This window comes from Nocardia cyriacigeorgica, from assembly GCF_010858045.1.
Taxonomy (GTDB): domain Bacteria; phylum Actinomycetota; class Actinomycetes; order Mycobacteriales; family Mycobacteriaceae; genus Nocardia; species Nocardia cyriacigeorgica_E.
Genome location: NZ_JAAGVC010000013.1, coordinates 77,224 through 93,364, shown reverse-complemented (window position 1 = coordinate 93,364; position 16,141 = coordinate 77,224). Strand labels below are relative to the sequence as shown.

The following is a 16,141-nucleotide window of genomic DNA, read 5'->3' as shown; positions in this document are numbered from 1 at the left end:
GGTGACCTGCTGCGGACCCTCGCGCCGGAGCTTCCTCGGCGCCATCGGCCTGGCCGCGCTGCTGCCCGCTATGGGCGTAGTGCGGCCGGGTTCGGTTCTGGCCCAGTCGAATCCGATCGTCGCGGGCGATCTGGAGCTCGTCACCGTCACCGATCGGTCGGCCGTGCTCACCTGGACCACACGTGCACCGGATGCCGGCGGACGCTTGCTGCCGGTGCCCACCGACGGCGAAGTCCGGCTGGTTCCCGCGGACAGTTCGCGTGCGCCGATCCAGGTCTGGGCCTCGGATGCGCGAACCCCCTTCCACTACGCGCAGTTCGATGGACTGGAGCCGGGTCGGCGCTACCGTTTCGAAGCCTGGTCCCATGGGGTGCGGGCCGCGCCCGCGGTATCGCTCACCACGCGTCTGCCCGGCAGCCCCGAACTGCTCGGCGAGTTCACCACGCTGGTCCCGCCCCCTGGCCGGCTGCTGCGCACGGTAGCGCTGGCCAATGACGTGCATTTCGGCGAGGAGGTCAGCGGACTCGTCACCGGGGAGCTGCCACCCGGTTTCCGCCAGGAACCGGGGCTGCCGCCGTACCCGGAGGTGATGCTCGCGGCCTTGCTCGACGACCTGTGCCGCCCGGATCGCGACGCCGGGATCCTGCTCCTGGCCGGTGATCTCACCAGCGAGGCCACTCCGGCCGAGACCCGTGGCGTGCGCGCCCGGCTCGACGACTGGGGTGCGGCAGGCACCGACTATCTGGCCGTGCGCGGCAACCACGACCGCCCGCACACCGGCGCCGAATACCGCGGCTGCCCCGCAGTCCCCGGAAACGATTCTCATTCCGATTGCTGGGCAGCGGAATTCGGGGCGCGTCAGCAGCCGGTGGAGCATGATCTCGGCGGGTTACGGCTGATCGGCCTCGACACCAGCGAGCTGGACGGCGCGGGCGGCACGATCGAGGCGCCGCAGCTGGCGCGGCTCCGTGAGCTCCTGCGCGCGGAGCCCGAGCGTCCCACCCTGGTCTTCGGGCATCATCCGGTCACCGTCGAATCCGGCCTGACCAACACCGCGGGCCCCGGGTTCGTGCTCAACCGCCACGACAGTGCCCAACTGCAGGCCCTGTACGAGCGCGCACCCGGGGTATTCCTGCACCACAGCGGTCATACCCACCGCAACCGGCGCACCCGCCCCGACACGGCCTGCGCCGTCGAATTCCTCGAGGTGGCGGCGGTGAAGGAATATCCGGGCGGCTACAGTCTGCTGCGGATCTACGAGGGCGGGTACATGCTGAATTTCTACAAGACCCGCACCGAGCAGGCGCGCCGCTGGAGCACACTGACCCGCGGTGAGTACTTCGGCCTGTTCCCCGATTACACCCTCGGCACGTTCGCCGACCGTAATCATGTTGTGCCACGGGATTTCTCGGGCCTGCACTGAGACCACCCGGCACCTCGCCCGGCAGTGACGGAACCGGGCGAGGCACCGCGGCGGCGCACCCATGCGTGGAGCGAGCGGCGGGAATCGAACCCGCGTGAACGGCTTTGCAGACCGTTGCCTGAACCACTCAGCCACGCCCGCCTCGCCTCTGCATACTGCCGGGTCCGCCGCCAGACGCCCAGGGTTGCGATCACCGTGATCGCAAGGCACGGGTCGCGGCGCGACGGCCCGGCGGTGGACACATGGAATGATCGGATCCATGTCCAGGTCACGTCCGCTACCGCTCGACCCGATCCAGGAGGCCCACCGGCAATGGGTGGGCCACGGCTGGGGCGCGGTGGCCGACGGGATGGCGGCGGTGACCTCGCTGGTGCGGGCCCAGCAGATCGTGATGTCACGGGTGGACGAGGCGTTGAAGCCCACCGGGCTGACCTTCTCCCGCTACGAACTGCTCATGCTGCTGAGTTTCAGCAAGACCGGGGCACTACCGATGGCCAAGGCCAGCGCCAGGTTGCAGGTGCATCCGACCAGCGTCACCAATACCGTCGACCGCCTGGAAGCGGCCGGATTGGTGGTGCGGGTACCGCATCCGAGCGATCGGCGCGCCACGCTCATCGAAATCACGGATCCGGGAAGGGAAGTGGTTGCCAAGGCCACTGAACGTCTCAACGCCGAAGTCTTCGCGCACCCGGGACTCGAGCCCGACCGGCTGCGCACACTGCTGCAGATCCTGGCGGAATTCCGGCACACCGCGGGCGACTTCGACACCGGTGAGGAACCGGCCCGCTGGAGCGCCACCGATTCGTGAACCAGCACAACGACAAACCGTGCGAAACGCCCAAGTAGCACAAACGGCGAAAACCGTACCGTCCATTACTCCTCCGAGACTTCCGCTGGGTAACGTTCCGGCATCCAAGTAGCGAATTTCGCGCCCGTTCGTCTTGGCAACGCTGCGCCGGTGGTCCACCATGGAGCGCATGGTGCTGGTCCTCGGGGTGTCGGCGGGTGCCTGTGGTGCGCGCGCTGTGCTCACCCACTCCGACCAACCCCATCTGGATCCCATCGACCGATGCCAGGTTCCACGGCGTGCCGGGGCGGGGATCGAAGAGGCAGTGTTCGAGGCGATCCGCAGGATGCGGGTCGCCGCCGCGCGGCGCGACGAACTGATCACCCGCATCGCGGTGACCTGTCGTTGCTCGCTGCACGCCGACAGCATCAGGGCCGCAGCCGGTGGGCACGAGCTCACCATCGTCGACGAGCCGCTGGCCCAGCTGCGCTACCTGCGCTTCACCGGGGCGCTGCCCGATGCCGACACCGTCATCCTCTACGACCTGGGCAGTTCCGGGCTCACCATCACCCATATCGACTGCCGCACCGACGCCGTGCTGGCCTCGCGCCGCAGCACGGTGCTCGGCGGTGACGGCTACGACGCCCTGCTGCGCTGGCAGCTGGCCCGCGGCGGCGTGCTGACCGACAAACCGACCATCCGCAAACATCGCGAAGCGCTCAGCAGTGCGCGGGTGGTGACCGCGATGAACCCCGGCACCGACGAGCGTGCGGTGGTCACCCGCAGCGATCTCGCCGAACTGTGCGCGGCAGGCATCCATCATTCGGCCTCGTTCGTCCGCCAGCTCGCGGAGGAGACGGGGGTGCGCGCGGACGCGATGGTGCTGCTGGGTGGTTGTACCCGCAACCCGACCCTCCGGGCCGAACTGGAACGGCTGGTCGGGATGCCGATCGTCTACGATCCCGAGCCCGAATACGTCTCGGCGCGCGGGGCGGTGCTGCTCGCGGCCGAACGGCGCGCGGCCGAGATCAAGATGCCGCGCCTGCGCCACCGCGGGCTGTCGGCGAGCCTTGCCGGTGGCGGTCCGGTCGGGCGCCGCAAGCTCGTCGCGGCCCTCGCGGTGACCGCGGGGCTCGGCGCCACCATCGCGGGACTGCTCACCGTCAACGGCGAATCGGGGCGGCACCCCGAGGGGGGTACCGCGCCGACACCGATGGAGATCGCCGGAATTCCGTCCGGCTCCGAGCGCTGACCGAGCCCGCGCCGATCAGCGGTTGGTGAACTTCGCCTGCCGCTTCTCCACGAAGGCCGCCATGCCTTCCTTCTGATCCTCGATGGCGAACAGCGAGTGGAAGACCCGGCGCTCGAATCGCAGCCCCTCGGACAGGGTGGTCTCGAAGGACCGGTTCACCGCTTCCTTGGCGATCATCGCGACCGGCAGCGACATGGAGGCGATGGTGTCGGCCACCTCCAGCGCGGTGTCGAGCAGTTCGGCGGCAGGCACGATCCGGGAGACGAGCCCGGCGCGTTCGGCCTCCTCGACGTCCATATTGCGGCCGGTGAGCACCAGGTCCATGGCCTTGGCCTTGCCGATGGCGCGGGTCAGCCGCTGCGAACCGCCGATACCGGGGATGACGCCGAGCTTGATCTCGGGCTGACCGAACTTGGCGGTATCGGCGGCGATCAGCAGATCGCAGATCATCGCCAGCTCACAGCCACCGCCGAGCGCGTACCCGGCGACGGCGGCGATGGTCGGCTTGCGGAACTGCGCGAGCCGGTCCCAGCGGGCGAAGTAGTCGTTCATGAACATGTCCATGTACGACTTGGGCTGCATTTCCTTGATGTCGGCGCCCGCGGCGAAGGCCTTCTCGGAGCCGGTGATGACGACGGCGCCGATCTCGTCGTCATGCTCCAGTTCGTCGAGTGCGGCGATAACGTCATCGAGGACCTGCGCGTTCAGCGCGTTCAGCGCCTTCGGCCGGTTCAGCGTGATCAGGCCGACCCGGCCCTTGCGCTCCAGCAGAATGGTCTCGAATTCGTTCACTGTGCACCCTCTTGCTCGCTGCGGTTACGGATGTCGGTGACGATAGCGGAGAAGTCTTTACCAGCAGCCGACTGGTTGAACCGCTCGTAGATCTGCGCCGCCAGCAGGCCGAGCTGACCATCGACACCGTTGTTACGCAGCGCATTCGCGGCCAGGCCGAGGTCCTTGTTCATCAGCGCGGTGGCGAAACCGGGCTCGTAATCGTTATTGGCCGGGCTGGTCGGCACCGGACCGGGGACCGGGCAGTAGTTGGTCAGCGCCCAGCTCTGGCCGGAGGCCTTGGACACCACATCGAAGAACGATTGATGGCTCAGCCCCAGCTTCTCCCCCAGCACCAGCGCCTCGGACAGGCCGATCATCGAGATACCGAGCAGCATGTTGTTGCAGATCTTGGCGACCTGGCCCACGCCGTTCGGGCCGCAGTGCACGACCTTGGCGCCCATGACCTCCAGCACCGGAAGCGCCTCGGCGAAATCGGCCTCCGCGCCGCCGACCATGAAGGTCAGCGTGCCTGCGGCAGCACCGGCGACCCCACCCGACACTGGCGCGTCCAGTGCGCGATGACCTGCGGCGATCGCCATCTCGGCGGCCGCCTTGGCGTCGGCGACGTCGATGGTCGAACAATCGATGAACAGCGCGCCGGGCCGCGCGGCCGGCACCAGTTCGCCGTAGACGTCGCGGACCAGTTTGCCGTTGGTCAGCATGGTGATCACGATGTCGCGGTCGACGGCGGCGGCGACGCCGGATTCGACCAGCCGGATCCCGGCCTCGCGGGCGGCCTCCTGGGCGGCGGGCATCGGGTCGAAGGCGTGCACGTCGTATCCGGCGCGCACCAGATTGGCGGCCATCGGCGCACCCATATGGCCGAGGCCGAGGAAACCGATGGTCTTGCGGGCAGGCTCGTTCACTGCTGTCCCTCCGGGCTCGGGGCGGTCAAACCCAGTTCATGGCCACCCAATTCGGTGAAATAGGCCGCGACCTGCTCGTCGGACACCGCGTCCAGGGTGGACGGAGACCATTGCGGGTTGCGGTCCTTGTCGATCACCTGCGCGCGGATGCCCTCGACCAGGTCGTGGGAACCGAGCGTGGCGATCGAGACGCGATACTCCTCGTTCAGCACCGCCTCCAGCGAATCCGCGCGCCGGGCCGAACGCAGCGAGCGCAGCGTGACCTTCAGCGAGACAGGCGATTTCGACAGCAGTTCGGTGGCCGCCGCTTCCGCCTCGGGCCCGTTGGCGCGCAACCGCTCGACGATTTCCTCGACCGTGTCGGCGCTGTAGCAGGCGTCGATCCAGGAACGCTGGGCCAGTAGCTCCGATTCCGGTGCGGCCGTGGCGAATTTGGCGATGGCGATATCGGCGGTCTCGGTGCGCAGCGTGTCCAGCAGCGCCGGGATGTGCTCGGACGGGATGTAATAGTCGGCGAAACCGGCGGCGATGGCGTCACCGGCGCGCATCCGGGCGGTGGTGAGCGCGACATGGGTGCCGAGCTCGCCCGGAGTCCTTGCCAGCAGATAGGTACCGCCCACATCGGGAACGAACCCGATCCCCACCTCGGGCATCCCGATCATGGACCGCTCGGTGACGATGCGGTGCCCGGCATGGCCGGACAACCCGACGCCGCCACCCATCACGATGCCGTCCATCACCGCGACGTACGGCTTCGGATACCGGCCGATCAGCGCGTTGAGGATGTACTCGTCACGCCAGAACCGGCCGGACGCCGATTCGGCGCCGGTGGCCTGGGACGCCGAATCCTGCTGTGCGCTCTTGGCATCGTTGTGGATGGCGACGATATCGCCGCCCGCGCACAAACCGCGCTCGCCGGCGCCGGTGAGCACCACGGTCCGCACCTGCGGGTCTTCGGCCCAGGCCCGCAGCGCCTCGGTGACGGTGAGCACCATCGCGTGGTTGAGCGCGTTGATGGCCTTTGGCCGGTTCAGGGTGATGACGCCGAGCCCGTCACGGGTCTCGATCAGGACTTCGGGTTCACTCATGCTGCTCCTGCCCCACGGGCGGCCGAGGTCATCGACCTGGCGACGACCACCCGCATGATCTCGTTGGTGCCCTCGAGGATCTGATGCACGCGCAGATCCCGGACGATTTTCTCCAGACCGTACTCGGCGAGGTAACCGTAGCCGCCGTGCAGTTGCAGGGCCTTGTTGGCGACCTCGAACCCGGCATCGGTGGCGAAACGCTTGGCCATCGCGCACAACTCGACCTTGTCGTCGGCATCGGCGTCGAGGGCGTCGGCGGCCCGCCACAGCAGGGTGCGCGCGGCCTCCAGCTGCGTGCGCATATCGGCCAGGTCGAACTGCAAGGCCTGATTCTTCAACAGCGGCGCCCCGAACGCCTGCCGCTGCGCCAGGTACGGCACGGTCTTGTCCAGTGCCGCCTGCGCGCCGCCGATCGAGCAAGCCGCGATATTGAGTCTGCCGCCGTTGAGCCCGTTCATGGCGATGCGGAAGCCGTCACCCTCGGCGCCGAGCCGATTGGCGACCGGGACGCGGGCGTCGGTGAGGATCACCTGCCTGGTCGGCTGCGCCTTCCAGCCCATCTTCTTCTCGTTCGGGCCGACGGTGAGGCCGGGCGTGTCGGCGGGCACGATCAGCGCCGAAATGCCGCGTGCGCCTTCGTCTCCGGTGCGCACCATCATCACGTAGACGTCATTGGCACCCGCGCCGGAGATGAACTGTTTGGCGCCGTTGAGGATGTAATCGTCGCCGTCGCGGACCGCCTTGGTGGTCAACGCCGCCGCGTCCGAGCCGACGCCAGGTTCGGTGAGGGCGTAGCTGCCGAGGATCTCCATCGACGTCATGCCCGGCAGCCAGCGGAAACGCTGGGCGTCGTCACCGTAGGCGTCGATCATCCACGCCGCCATATTGTGGATCGAGATATAGGCGGCGACCGCCGGGCAGCCGGTGGCCAGCTCCTCGAAGATGCGCACCGCGTCCAGCCTGCGCAGCGCGGATCCGCCCACGTCCTCGGCGACATAGATGCCGCCGAGGCCGACCGATCCGGATTTGCGCAGCACCTCGATCGGGAAGTGCATGTGCTCATCCCATTCGAGTGCGTGCGGGGCGAGGAACTCGTCGGCGAAATCGCGTGCGGTCTCGCGGATGGCGCGTTCGTCGTCGTTCAGTGTGAACATCGCATCAGTCCATCGTGGGGATGACGAAGTGGTCCGCGTTCTCCTTCAGACCCTTCGGCCAGCGCTGGGTGACGGTCTTGGTCTTGGTGTAGAAGCGGATCGAATCCGGGCCGTGCTGGTTCAGATCGCCGAAACCGGAGCGCTTCCAGCCGCCGAAGGTGTGGTAGGCGATGGGCACCGGGATCGGCACATTGATGCCGACCATGCCCACCTGGACACGGGCGGCGAAATCACGCGCGGTATCGCCGTCGCGGGTGAAGATCGCGACACCGTTGCCGAACTCGTGCTCGCTGGCCAGGCGCAGGCCTTCTTCGTAATCGTGCGCGCGCACCACGCTGAGCACCGGCCCGAAGATCTCCTCGGTGTAGATCCGCATCTCGGGGGTGACCTTGTCGAACAGGGTCGCGCCGACGAAGTAGCCGTCCTCGGCGCCGTCGACGGTCAGGCCGCGACCGTCGACGACCAGTTCGGCGCCTTCGTCGATGCCGATCTGGATGTAATTTTTCACCCGGTCCAGGCCGTCGGCGCCGACCAGCGGGCCGAAGTCGACGCCCGGATCGTCGGAACGGCCGACATTGAGCTTGTGCACCCGCTCGGTGAGCTTGGCGACCAGCCGGTCGGCGGTCTCCTCACCGACGGGCACGGCCACCGAGATGGCCATGCAGCGCTCGCCCGCCGAGCCGTAACCCGCGCCGATGAGCTGATCGGCGACGTCGTCGAGGTCGGCGTCGGGCATCACGATGGCGTGGTTCTTCGCACCGCCGAAGCACTGGGCGCGCTTGCCGTTGGCGGTGGCGGTCTCGTAGATGTACTGAGCGATCGGAGTGGAACCGACGAAGCCCACCGCCTGGATGCGCGGATCGTGCAGGATCGCGTCGACGGCCTCCTTGTCGCCGTTGACGACGTTGAACACCCCGGCGGGCAGCCCGGCCTCGAGGAACAGCTCGGCCAGTCGCAGCGGCACCGAGGGATCGCGCTCGGAGGGCTTGAGCACGAAGGCGTTACCGCAGGCCAGGGCCGGTCCGGCCTTCCACAGCGGGATCATGGCCGGGAAGTTGAACGGGGTGATGCCCGCGACCACGCCGAGCGGCTGACGCATCGAGTAGACGTCGATGCCGGTGCCCGCGCTCTCGGTGTATTCGCCCTTGAGCAGGTGCGGGATGCCGGTCGCGAATTCGATCACCTCGAGGCCACGCTGGATATCGCCCTTGGCGTCGGCGAGGGTCTTGCCGTGCTCGCTCGACAGCAGCGCGGCCAGGCTGTCCATCTCGTCCTGGACCAGGGTCAGGAATTTCATCAGGACCCGCGCCCGCTTCTGCGGGTTGAACGCGGCCCATTCCGGCTGCGCGGCGGCGGCGTTCGCGATGGCCGCCTGCACCTCGGAGGTACTGGCCAGCGGAACCCTGGCCTGCACCTGCCCGACATTGGGATCGAACACGTCACCGAAGCGGCCGGAGGTGCCGGGGACCTGCTGTCCGCCGATGAAGTGGGTGAGTTCACGAACCATGCGAATCCTGTCCTCAGGGTGGTTGAACAGTGGCAACATGCGGCGCATGCGCAGGTTTACGGTCGTCCAATAGTTGGACGTCCAAGCAAAATGCTACACCCACCCACTTCGTCACACCAGACTCAGGCGATGAGCACCTCGGGAATCGTCGACATGAGCCGATCCCACTCCGGATACATCCGCACCTTGCGCTGATGCAGCGCCATGATCCGGGCACCGAGCTCCGGATCTGGGTCATCGGAGATATCCGGGCCGATCGCCACCTTGGCCAGATACGGGATGATCACCGGATCCCCGGCCAGGTGCACCGGATCGTGCATGTAGCGCTCCAGCGCGGCCAGGTCCGCGATACCCACGCAGTACGAGTGTGTGTATCCCGACGCGGGATCGCCGAGATCCTGTCCGACGCAGGCGAATTCGACCGATTCCACCGCGGCGGTGCGGCGCATTGTCGCCAAGACCAGCTCCTTCTGCTGCTCGGTGACCTCCTCGCGGAAACCGAAACGTAGTACGTGCACGATCATCAAGCCTCCAGTTGAACTTGCTGGTTCAAAATGCCGTACCTACTAGTACAGTCAGAAGAATGAACCCGCAAGTTCAAAATCTGTTCGTTCCCGATAAGCTCCCCCCGTGACTTCACCGACGACCGGCCGGGGACGCATCGACAAACGGCAGGCGATCCTCGATGTGGCATTCGAGGTCTTCGCACGCCGCGGCTATGACCAGGCGTGCGTCCAGGAGATCGCGGATGAGGCCGGGGTGGCCAAGCCGACCGTGTACAACCACCTCACCGATAAGCCGACCCTGCTCCGGGAGGCGATGCGCGCGGCGGCCGATTCGGTCGCGGCGCAGTGTTCGGCCGCGCTGGAACCACTGCGCGGCTCGAGTCCCGATCCGCGCGCCGCGCTCGGGGAGGCCGCCTATCGCCTGGCAACGGTGTGCGCCGGCGCCCGAGCCACGGCATTACATCGGCTGACCTACGCACAGCTGGTCACCTTCCCCGAGCTGGCCGCCGAGGTCCTGGAGCGGGTGCCGCAGCGGCTGGCCGAGGCGCTGTCCGACCGGCTGGCTCGCTACATGCTCGACGGGCGGCTGCGCCATGCCGATCCGGAACGCGCGGCCGAGCAACTACTGGCCCTGCTCACCGGGCCGCTCGAACGGCACAGCAGGCTCGGCACCCGTGAGGTCCCGGAGGCGACTCTCCGCGATATCGCGAACGCGGCGGTCGAGACCTTCCTCCGGGCGTACGCACCCGAGGCTTCCTAGCCGCTGGTTCGCGCTATCGCGAAGCGTGGCCGGCGCGGGTGAGCAGGTAGCCGCCGGCGCCGAGAACCAGGGCGCCGACGATGAGCACCGCGCCGGCCGCGGCGACGGAGCCATCGGTCCAGTCCCAGACCGCTTCCGCCGCCGCCAGGGCGAGAGCAGCGCCGCCGCCGAGGACGAGGACCCAGGAACGTTCGGTCAGGTAGAGGGCGAAGCAGAGCACGGCGATCAACGCGGTGAGCCAGTAGGCCAGGACCATGGACTCGTATTCGCCGCAGGTCTGGGCGCCGAAGATCGCGAAGAGCACCGCGATCAGGTAGCCGGCCCAGCGTTCGCCGAAGGCGCCGAACCGGGTGAGGACGGCCCAGCCGACACCGAGCAGCAGGATGCCGAACCCGGGCCAGCCCTCGCGGAGCCCGGCGACATCGGTGATCACCCCGGAGACCACAGCAGCGCTGAATATCGCGCACACGATCATCCCGGCCGGCGACGGCAGCGCGAGATATCCGATCGCGGCGGCGATCAGGCCCGCGATGCAGGCGTAGACCCAGGCGGAATCGGTGTCACCGTCCTCGATCGCGCTACCGACGGTTCCGGCGACCAGCGCGGCGGTGAGTGCGAACAGGACCGCGGCGAGCCGGAGGCGGGACGCCGGCACCCGGATGCCTGCGGAGGCACGGTCACGGAAGGACGGGAACAGCCCGGCCGGGCCGCCCGCGACCGCAACCCCGATCACCGCGACCACCACGGTGATCAGCATCAGAATCGCCACACGACCGGTGCGCGCCAGGTCTTCCCATGAGGCGGCCAACACCAATGCGATCCCGGCGAGCAACAATCCCGCGCCCGCATAGGCAGCGACCTCGGCCAGCACCTTGGTGCGGGCGGGCCGAGTGACCGGTTCGGCCAGCGCGGCGAGCACGCGGTCCAGTTGCTGCTCGGTGAGCACCCCGGAATCGACCAGGGGGCGCAAGGCGGCCGCGTGCGCCGACCCCGATCCCGCACTGTTGTCGTGGTCCACGCCGCCAGTATGTCCGACCCGCCCGCGGTTTCGGCCGTACTCCGGATGCGGGCGCGGCTCGCGTGTGACAATCGCCCGGACCGGGTGAACGGCGGACGGAACGGACATCATGGATCTCACCGACATTCCGATCATCGACGCGCATATCCACCAGTGGGATCCGCTGTCGACGCCACGCGATTTCAGCGGTCTGGCGCGGTTGTTCCGGTATCTGCCGCTGCCGATCGGTATCGCGATGAAGGTGGCGCCGCGCCGTGACCGCGAATTCGTCGGCGATCCGACGCCGTATATGCATCCGTATCTGCCCGCGAACTACCGCAACGATACGGCCGGGCTGAAGGTCCGCACCATCGCCCATATCGAGGTCGAATGGACCGGGGCCGGACCGCTGGCGAAGGCGGACGAGACGCGCTGGGTGGCGAGTCTGCCGTTCGGTATCGACACCCCGCGCCTCGGCGCGATCATCGCCAGTGCCGATCCGGCGGCACCGGGCTTCGCCGAATTGCTCGAGGCACACGCCTCGGCGTCGCCGCTGCTGCGCGGCATCCGCACCATGGTCGCGCATCATCCCGACCCGGACGTGCGCTCGTTCACCAGCACGCCCGGTGACCTCACCGCGAACGCCTTCCTCGAAGGCTTCGCCGAACTCGCGCGGCGGCAGCTGTCGTTCGAGGCGTGGGTGTATTCGCATCAGCTGCCGGATGTGGCCGCGCTGGCCGCGCGGTACCCCGAGGTCACCATCGTGCTGAATCATCTCGGCACACCCGCCGGAATCTTCGGCGCGGTCGGCAAGCACACCGGATTCAACCCGGGGCACCGGCGCGAGCTGTTCGTGCGCTGGCGCGACGACATCGCCGCCGTAGCGGCCCAGCCGAATGTGGTGGCCAAGGTCAGCGGTCTGATGATGCCGATCCTCGGACATCCGGTTCCACCGCGCGGCAGCGCGACACCGGTTCCCCAGCTGATCGAACGGATCGGCCCGATGTTGCGGCACGCGGTGGACTGCTTCGGGGTCGAGCGGCTGGTGTGGGGTTCGAATTTCCCGGTGGACAAGCCGATCACCACCATCGCCGGCAGTGCGCAGGCCGTGGCGGCGGTCGTCACCGAACACGTGGGCGATTCGGAGTGCCTCGATCAGGTGTTCCGGGCGAACGCACAGCGCGTGTACCGCATCGACGAAGCCTGAGTCAGGCCTGCCGCAAGTCCTCGTACCAGGCGGTCAGGGTGCGCAGGCCACTCGCGGCGACGGTCTCGTCTTCGGCGAGCATGCGCAGCGCACGGCGCAGCAGGGTCGGGTCGAGATCCGCTGTCGCGGGCCGGAATTCGGGTGTCGGCAAGGCGGGCAGCTCGAGCCCTTCGCCGTAGGGGTCGCTGTCACCGCCGGTGCCGCCGCCGCCACGCTCGACTCCCCCGATCAGCGTGTCCAATGAGAGCCCGCGCAGGGTGAGCAGATCACGCGGGTACTCGTCGAGCCGTTCGGCGAGCAGGTAGCACAGCGCCGCCACATGCTTGCACGGCCAGCCCGGGTCGGGGCAGGTGCAGCCGAAATCGAGATCCGCCGCGGTCTCGGGCAGCAGATGCGGTGCGAGCGCGGCGGGCAGCGCGCCGGATGCGATCTGGGCCAGCATGCCCGGTGCCGAGCGAATCTCCTCGACCAGCAGATCGATCTCCTCGGCGCGCAGCGGCCGCACCGTGCAGGTGGCGGTGAACGGGCGCGGCTGGCTGCCCTGCACTTCACCGACGACCGCGCCACGTTCGATCCGGTAACTGACGACCTGCCCGGATCGCGCGTAGCTGCGCCCACGCGCGAGCCGCCCCGGTTCGGCCATCCGCTCGACCGCCTGGATGAACGCCCGACCCCACGCCGTGCGCGCGAAAGCCCCCCGTCTGCTGCGCGCTTCGACGCCACCGGACACCGGCCGTCGCGGACCGAATTCGCGGTAATCCACGCGTGGACTCATTCGCCCACCGCCTCCGCGCCGAGCGTGAACAGATCACGCAGCTCGTCGGTGCTCAACTCGGTGATCCATTGCTCCCCCGAACCGACCGCGAGATCGGCGAGTTGGCGTTTGCCGCTGATCATTTCGTCGATGCGTTCCTCGATGGTGTCGACGCACACCAGCTTGCGCACCTGCACCGCGCGTTGCTGGCCGATCCGGTACGCCCGATCGGTGGCCTGGTTCTCCACCGCCGGATTCCACCAGCGGTCCAGGTGCACGACATGATTGGCGGCGGTCAGATTGAGGCCGGTGCCACCGGCCTTGAGCGACAGCAACATCAGCGGCGGTCCCTCCGGTGACTGGAATTCGGCCACCATGGTGTCGCGACGCCGTTTGGCGACTCCGCCGTGCAGGAACGGGATTCTGGTACCGAACCGCTCGGCCAGATACGGCTCGATCAGCTCGCCGAATTCGCGGAACTGGGTGAACAGCAACGCTTTTTCCCCATCGGCGAGCACCGCGTCGAGCACGTCCTCCACCAGGGCGAGCTTGCCGGAGCGATGGCCACCCCGGCGCAGCACCGACGATCCGTCGCCGAGGTAATGCGCCGGATGGTTGCAGACCTGTTTGAGGCGGGTCAGCGCACCGAGGACCGCGCCCTTACGGGCCATGCCCTTGGCATCGCGGAGCTTGTTCAGCATGTCGTCGACGACTGCCTGGTAGAGCGCGGCCTGTTCGACGGTCAGGTTGGCGCGCACCGTCATCTCGAGTTTGTCGGGCAGATCGGAGATCACGCTCGGATCGGTCTTCACCCGGCGCAGCACGAACGGTGCGGTGAGGGTGCGCAGCCGGGTGATGGCGTTCTCGTCGCGTTCGCGTTCGATCGGCACGGCGAACCTGGCGCGGAAGGTCTGGGCGCTGCCGAGCAGTTTCGGCATGGTGAAATCCAGGATCGAGCGCAGTTCCTCCAGCCGGTTCTCCACCGGCGTTCCGGTCAGTGCCAGCCGGTGCCGGGCCGGAAGTGCGCGCGCGGCCCTGGCCTGCCTGGTGCTCGAGTTCTTGATGTGCTGGGCCTCGTCGAGCACCACGCGTTCCCAGTCGCGGGCGGCCAGATCCGCGACGTCGCGGGCCATCAGGGCGTAGGTGGTGAGCACCAGGTCGGCGTCGGCGATGGCGGCCCACAGCTGCTCGCCCTTGGCGCGCCCGGCGCCGTGATGGACGAGCACGCGCAGGTCCGGCGCGAATCGTTCGGCCTCGCGCTGCCAGTTGCCGACCACCGACATCGGGCACACCAACAGAGTCGGGCCGACCGGCCGATCGCCCGCGCGTTCGTGCAGCAGCAAGGCGAGCACCTGGATCGTCTTGCCCAGCCCCATGTCGTCGGCGAGGATCGCGCCGAGACCCATCCGGCTCATGGTGGCCAGCCAGGACAGGCCGCGCTCCTGATACGGCCGCAGCTGTGCCTTCAATCCGATCGGCGCGGGCACCGGTTCCTCGGAACCGGACGGGTCGAACAGTTCGGCCGCCCACCCGGTGGCGCTGACCTCGGTGACCGGCACCTGATCGACGCGGGTCGCGGCGATCTCGCCGATCATGTCGGCCAGCGTGACCTCGGCGTCCTCGGCATGCAGCGCGACGTACTTCGCGGCCGCGGCGAGCACCTTGTGATCGGCCTGCACCCACTCCCCACGCAACTGCACCAGATCGGATTTCGCGTGGATCAGCCGCTGCATCTCGTCGCGGCTGAGCACGGTGTCGCCGAGGGCGAGCTCCCAGCGGTAGGACACCAGCCCGGGCAGGCCGACGGTGCTCTCGGCGGCGGGCACGGCGCTGTTCACCCGCAAGCGCATCGTCGGCGCTGTCACCGTCCAGGCGCGCGGCAGCAGCAGCCGGATGCCCGCCTCCTGCAACGCGTGCACACCGTGCGCGACCAGATCGACCACCACCTCGGTGGGCAGCAGCAGATCCATGGTGCGCGGATCGCCGGGCAGGTCGCGCAGCCGCGGATAGGCGCGCTGCGCTTCGCCGAGCCGCTCCACCGCGGCCCGCACCAGCTGCGGATCACCGTGCAGTGGAACGGAAGTGGGCGCCCGGCCGTCGACGCGCAGGCAAACCTCCAGGCGCCACAGCGCCACCTCGTCGGTGTCGTCGGCGTCGGGTTCGAGCAGCCGCAGCACCAGTTCCGGTTCGTCGGCGGCGAGACTGGTGCGCCAGCGTTCCAGCATCTGCGCGGCCTGGTGACTGCCTGCCTCCACCGGGGCGTCGGCGGTGAGCCCATGGACCAGCGGATGCGGGCAGTCCCGCGCCGGGATCAGTTCGCGGACAATGGGATCGGTGAGTTCGGTGACCATATCGTCGAGGACGGCGGCCGGCTCACCGGCCACCCGCAGCGCCGCGGGCATCGCGGAGGCGAGTTCGGCCAGCCAGGCCCGCTGGCCCGCGCCGCCCACCAGCCGCCAGCGCGCCCACCATTGCCCGTCGTCGCGGCGCAGCTCCGGTACCACCCGTCCGGCCCGCACCCAACGCTCGATACCGAGTGCGACATGAGCGAGAAACCGCAGGTCACCTGCCACTGCCGCGGCGGGCAGACGTTGCCGCAGCGCGGCCGCGGCGGCATCGGGAGCCAAGGCGTGCGCGGGCACCCGTTCACTGCGGAAGCCGCCGTCACCGGCGAGCAACACCTGCGCGCGATGCCGGAATTTGGCGGTGCGGACGACATCGCCCAGCAAACCCGGCACGGGCTTCGCGGCGTCGGCATCGGGGCCCGCGCCGTGGCCGGGAGGGTGCCACAGCAGCAGCCCGGATCCCGGCGACCACAGACCGTGCAGCATGGCCTCATCAAAGCACCCGGCACCGACACCGCGGCGCACGGTCGCGCCGCGCAGCTCTGGATTTATCCGCCCGCGCGGACGATACTTGGCATATCCGCTGGTCACCGCGGAGTTTCAGATGCTCGGCAGGCGCGGTAGCGGAGTCGTTCGACAGGCAGGCAGGTGTCGGCCAGAC

Annotated in this window: 14 protein-coding genes and 1 tRNA gene; 5 read left to right on the top strand and 10 right to left on the bottom strand. The window is 68.6% G+C overall.

Translation table 11 applies throughout. From position 1 onward, the window contains the following. The first annotated feature begins 1 nt into the window (after position 1). Complete coding sequence (locus GV790_RS14700) at positions 2-1,423, top strand: metallophosphoesterase (RefSeq protein WP_163813917.1); 1,422 nt, start codon at positions 2-4, stop codon at positions 1,421-1,423. 66 nt (positions 1,424-1,489) lie between these two features. Here GV790_RS14700 and GV790_RS14695 read toward each other — a convergent pair. Beyond that, a tRNA-Cys gene (locus GV790_RS14695) sits at positions 1,490-1,564 on the bottom strand. Between the two features lie 118 nt (positions 1,565-1,682). Here GV790_RS14695 and GV790_RS14690 point away from each other — a divergent pair. Next, positions 1,683-2,231 carry a MarR family winged helix-turn-helix transcriptional regulator gene (locus GV790_RS14690; protein ID WP_175585900.1) on the top strand — a complete coding sequence of 183 codons (549 nt, stop codon included), beginning with the start codon at positions 1,683-1,685 and terminating at the stop codon, positions 2,229-2,231. 169 nt (positions 2,232-2,400) lie between these two features. Further along, positions 2,401-3,462 (top strand): Hsp70 family protein, encoded by a 1,062-nt coding sequence (locus tag GV790_RS14685; protein WP_175585899.1) that lies wholly within the window; start codon positions 2,401-2,403, stop codon positions 3,460-3,462. A 15-nt stretch (positions 3,463-3,477) separates the two neighbouring features. Here GV790_RS14685 and GV790_RS14680 read toward each other — a convergent pair whose 3' ends face one another. The 6 genes from GV790_RS14680 to GV790_RS14655 all read right to left on the bottom strand — a co-directional run bounded on the left by GV790_RS14680 (position 3,478) and on the right by GV790_RS14655 (position 9,435). Then, the gene (locus GV790_RS14680; protein ID WP_163813914.1) at positions 3,478-4,254 is read right to left on the bottom strand and encodes an enoyl-CoA hydratase; all 777 of its coding nucleotides are present in this window, start codon (positions 4,252-4,254) and stop codon (positions 3,478-3,480) included. After that, positions 4,251-5,162, bottom strand: coding sequence for a 3-hydroxyisobutyrate dehydrogenase (mmsB, locus tag GV790_RS14675; protein WP_163813912.1), 912 nt, complete (start codon positions 5,160-5,162; stop codon positions 4,251-4,253). The genes GV790_RS14680 and mmsB overlap by 4 nt, the downstream gene beginning before the upstream one ends. After that, a complete protein-coding gene (locus GV790_RS14670; protein WP_163813910.1) occupies positions 5,159-6,250 on the bottom strand; it encodes an enoyl-CoA hydratase/isomerase family protein in 1,092 nt (363 codons plus the stop codon). The genes mmsB and GV790_RS14670 overlap by 4 nt, the downstream gene beginning before the upstream one ends. Then, positions 6,247-7,404, bottom strand: coding sequence for an acyl-CoA dehydrogenase family protein (locus tag GV790_RS14665; protein ID WP_163813909.1), 1,158 nt, complete (start codon positions 7,402-7,404; stop codon positions 6,247-6,249). Before GV790_RS14665 ends, GV790_RS14670 begins: the two co-directional genes overlap by 4 nt. Positions 7,405-7,408: 4 nt before the next feature. Then, positions 7,409-8,911 (bottom strand): CoA-acylating methylmalonate-semialdehyde dehydrogenase, encoded by a 1,503-nt coding sequence (locus GV790_RS14660; RefSeq protein WP_163813907.1) that lies wholly within the window; start codon positions 8,909-8,911, stop codon positions 7,409-7,411. 122 nt (positions 8,912-9,033) lie between these two features. Then, positions 9,034-9,435: a Dabb family protein gene (locus GV790_RS14655; RefSeq protein ID WP_163813906.1), complete on the bottom strand. Its 402-nt coding sequence runs from the start codon at positions 9,433-9,435 to the stop codon at positions 9,034-9,036. Between the two features lie 106 nt (positions 9,436-9,541). Between GV790_RS14655 and GV790_RS14650 the strand changes: the two genes are divergently transcribed. Beyond that, entirely contained in the window at positions 9,542-10,177 is a 636-nt protein-coding gene (locus GV790_RS14650; protein WP_309138998.1) for a TetR/AcrR family transcriptional regulator, read from the top strand. A 13-nt stretch (positions 10,178-10,190) separates the two neighbouring features. On the opposite strand, the gene GV790_RS14645 is transcribed toward GV790_RS14650, so the two are convergent. Next, positions 10,191-11,195 carry a DUF2157 domain-containing protein gene (locus tag GV790_RS14645; RefSeq protein ID WP_163813905.1) on the bottom strand — a complete coding sequence of 335 codons (1,005 nt, stop codon included), beginning with the start codon at positions 11,193-11,195 and terminating at the stop codon, positions 10,191-10,193. A gap of 109 nt (positions 11,196-11,304) precedes the next feature. On the opposite strand from GV790_RS14645, the gene GV790_RS14640 reads away from it, so the two are divergent. Next, positions 11,305-12,381 carry an amidohydrolase family protein gene (locus tag GV790_RS14640; protein WP_163813904.1) on the top strand — a complete coding sequence of 359 codons (1,077 nt, stop codon included), beginning with the start codon at positions 11,305-11,307 and terminating at the stop codon, positions 12,379-12,381. A gap of 1 nt (position 12,382) precedes the next feature. Here the strand turns inward: GV790_RS14640 and GV790_RS14635 are convergent, their stop codons facing one another. Then, positions 12,383-13,156, bottom strand: coding sequence for an SWIM zinc finger family protein (locus GV790_RS14635; protein WP_163813903.1), 774 nt, complete (start codon positions 13,154-13,156; stop codon positions 12,383-12,385). Then, entirely contained in the window at positions 13,153-15,966 is a 2,814-nt protein-coding gene (locus GV790_RS14630; protein WP_163813902.1) for a DEAD/DEAH box helicase, read from the bottom strand. Before GV790_RS14630 ends, GV790_RS14635 begins: the two co-directional genes overlap by 4 nt. Positions 15,967-16,141: the final 175 nt, after the last annotated feature.

Excerpts from the sequence above, each read along its gene's own strand:
- GV790_RS14690 (WP_175585900.1), top strand. The coding sequence starts at position 1,683 with ATGTCCAGGTCACGTCCGCTACCGCTCGACCCGATCCAGGAGGCCCAC.
- GV790_RS14685 (WP_175585899.1), top strand. The coding sequence starts at position 2,401 with ATGGTGCTGGTCCTCGGGGTGTCGGCGGGTGCCTGTGGTGCGCGCGCT.
- GV790_RS14635 (WP_163813903.1), bottom strand. The coding sequence starts at position 13,156 with ATGAGTCCACGCGTGGATTACCGCGAATTCGGTCCGCGACGGCCGGTG.
- GV790_RS14665 (WP_163813909.1), bottom strand. The coding sequence starts at position 7,404 with ATGTTCACACTGAACGACGACGAACGCGCCATCCGCGAGACCGCACGC.
- GV790_RS14640 (WP_163813904.1), top strand. The coding sequence starts at position 11,305 with ATGGATCTCACCGACATTCCGATCATCGACGCGCATATCCACCAGTGG.
- GV790_RS14630 (WP_163813902.1), bottom strand. The coding sequence starts at position 15,966 with ATGCTGCACGGTCTGTGGTCGCCGGGATCCGGGCTGCTGCTGTGGCAC.
- GV790_RS14655 (WP_163813906.1), bottom strand. The coding sequence starts at position 9,435 with ATGATCGTGCACGTACTACGTTTCGGTTTCCGCGAGGAGGTCACCGAG.
- GV790_RS14660 (WP_163813907.1), bottom strand. The coding sequence starts at position 8,911 with ATGGTTCGTGAACTCACCCACTTCATCGGCGGACAGCAGGTCCCCGGC.
- GV790_RS14670 (WP_163813910.1), bottom strand. The coding sequence starts at position 6,250 with ATGAGTGAACCCGAAGTCCTGATCGAGACCCGTGACGGGCTCGGCGTC.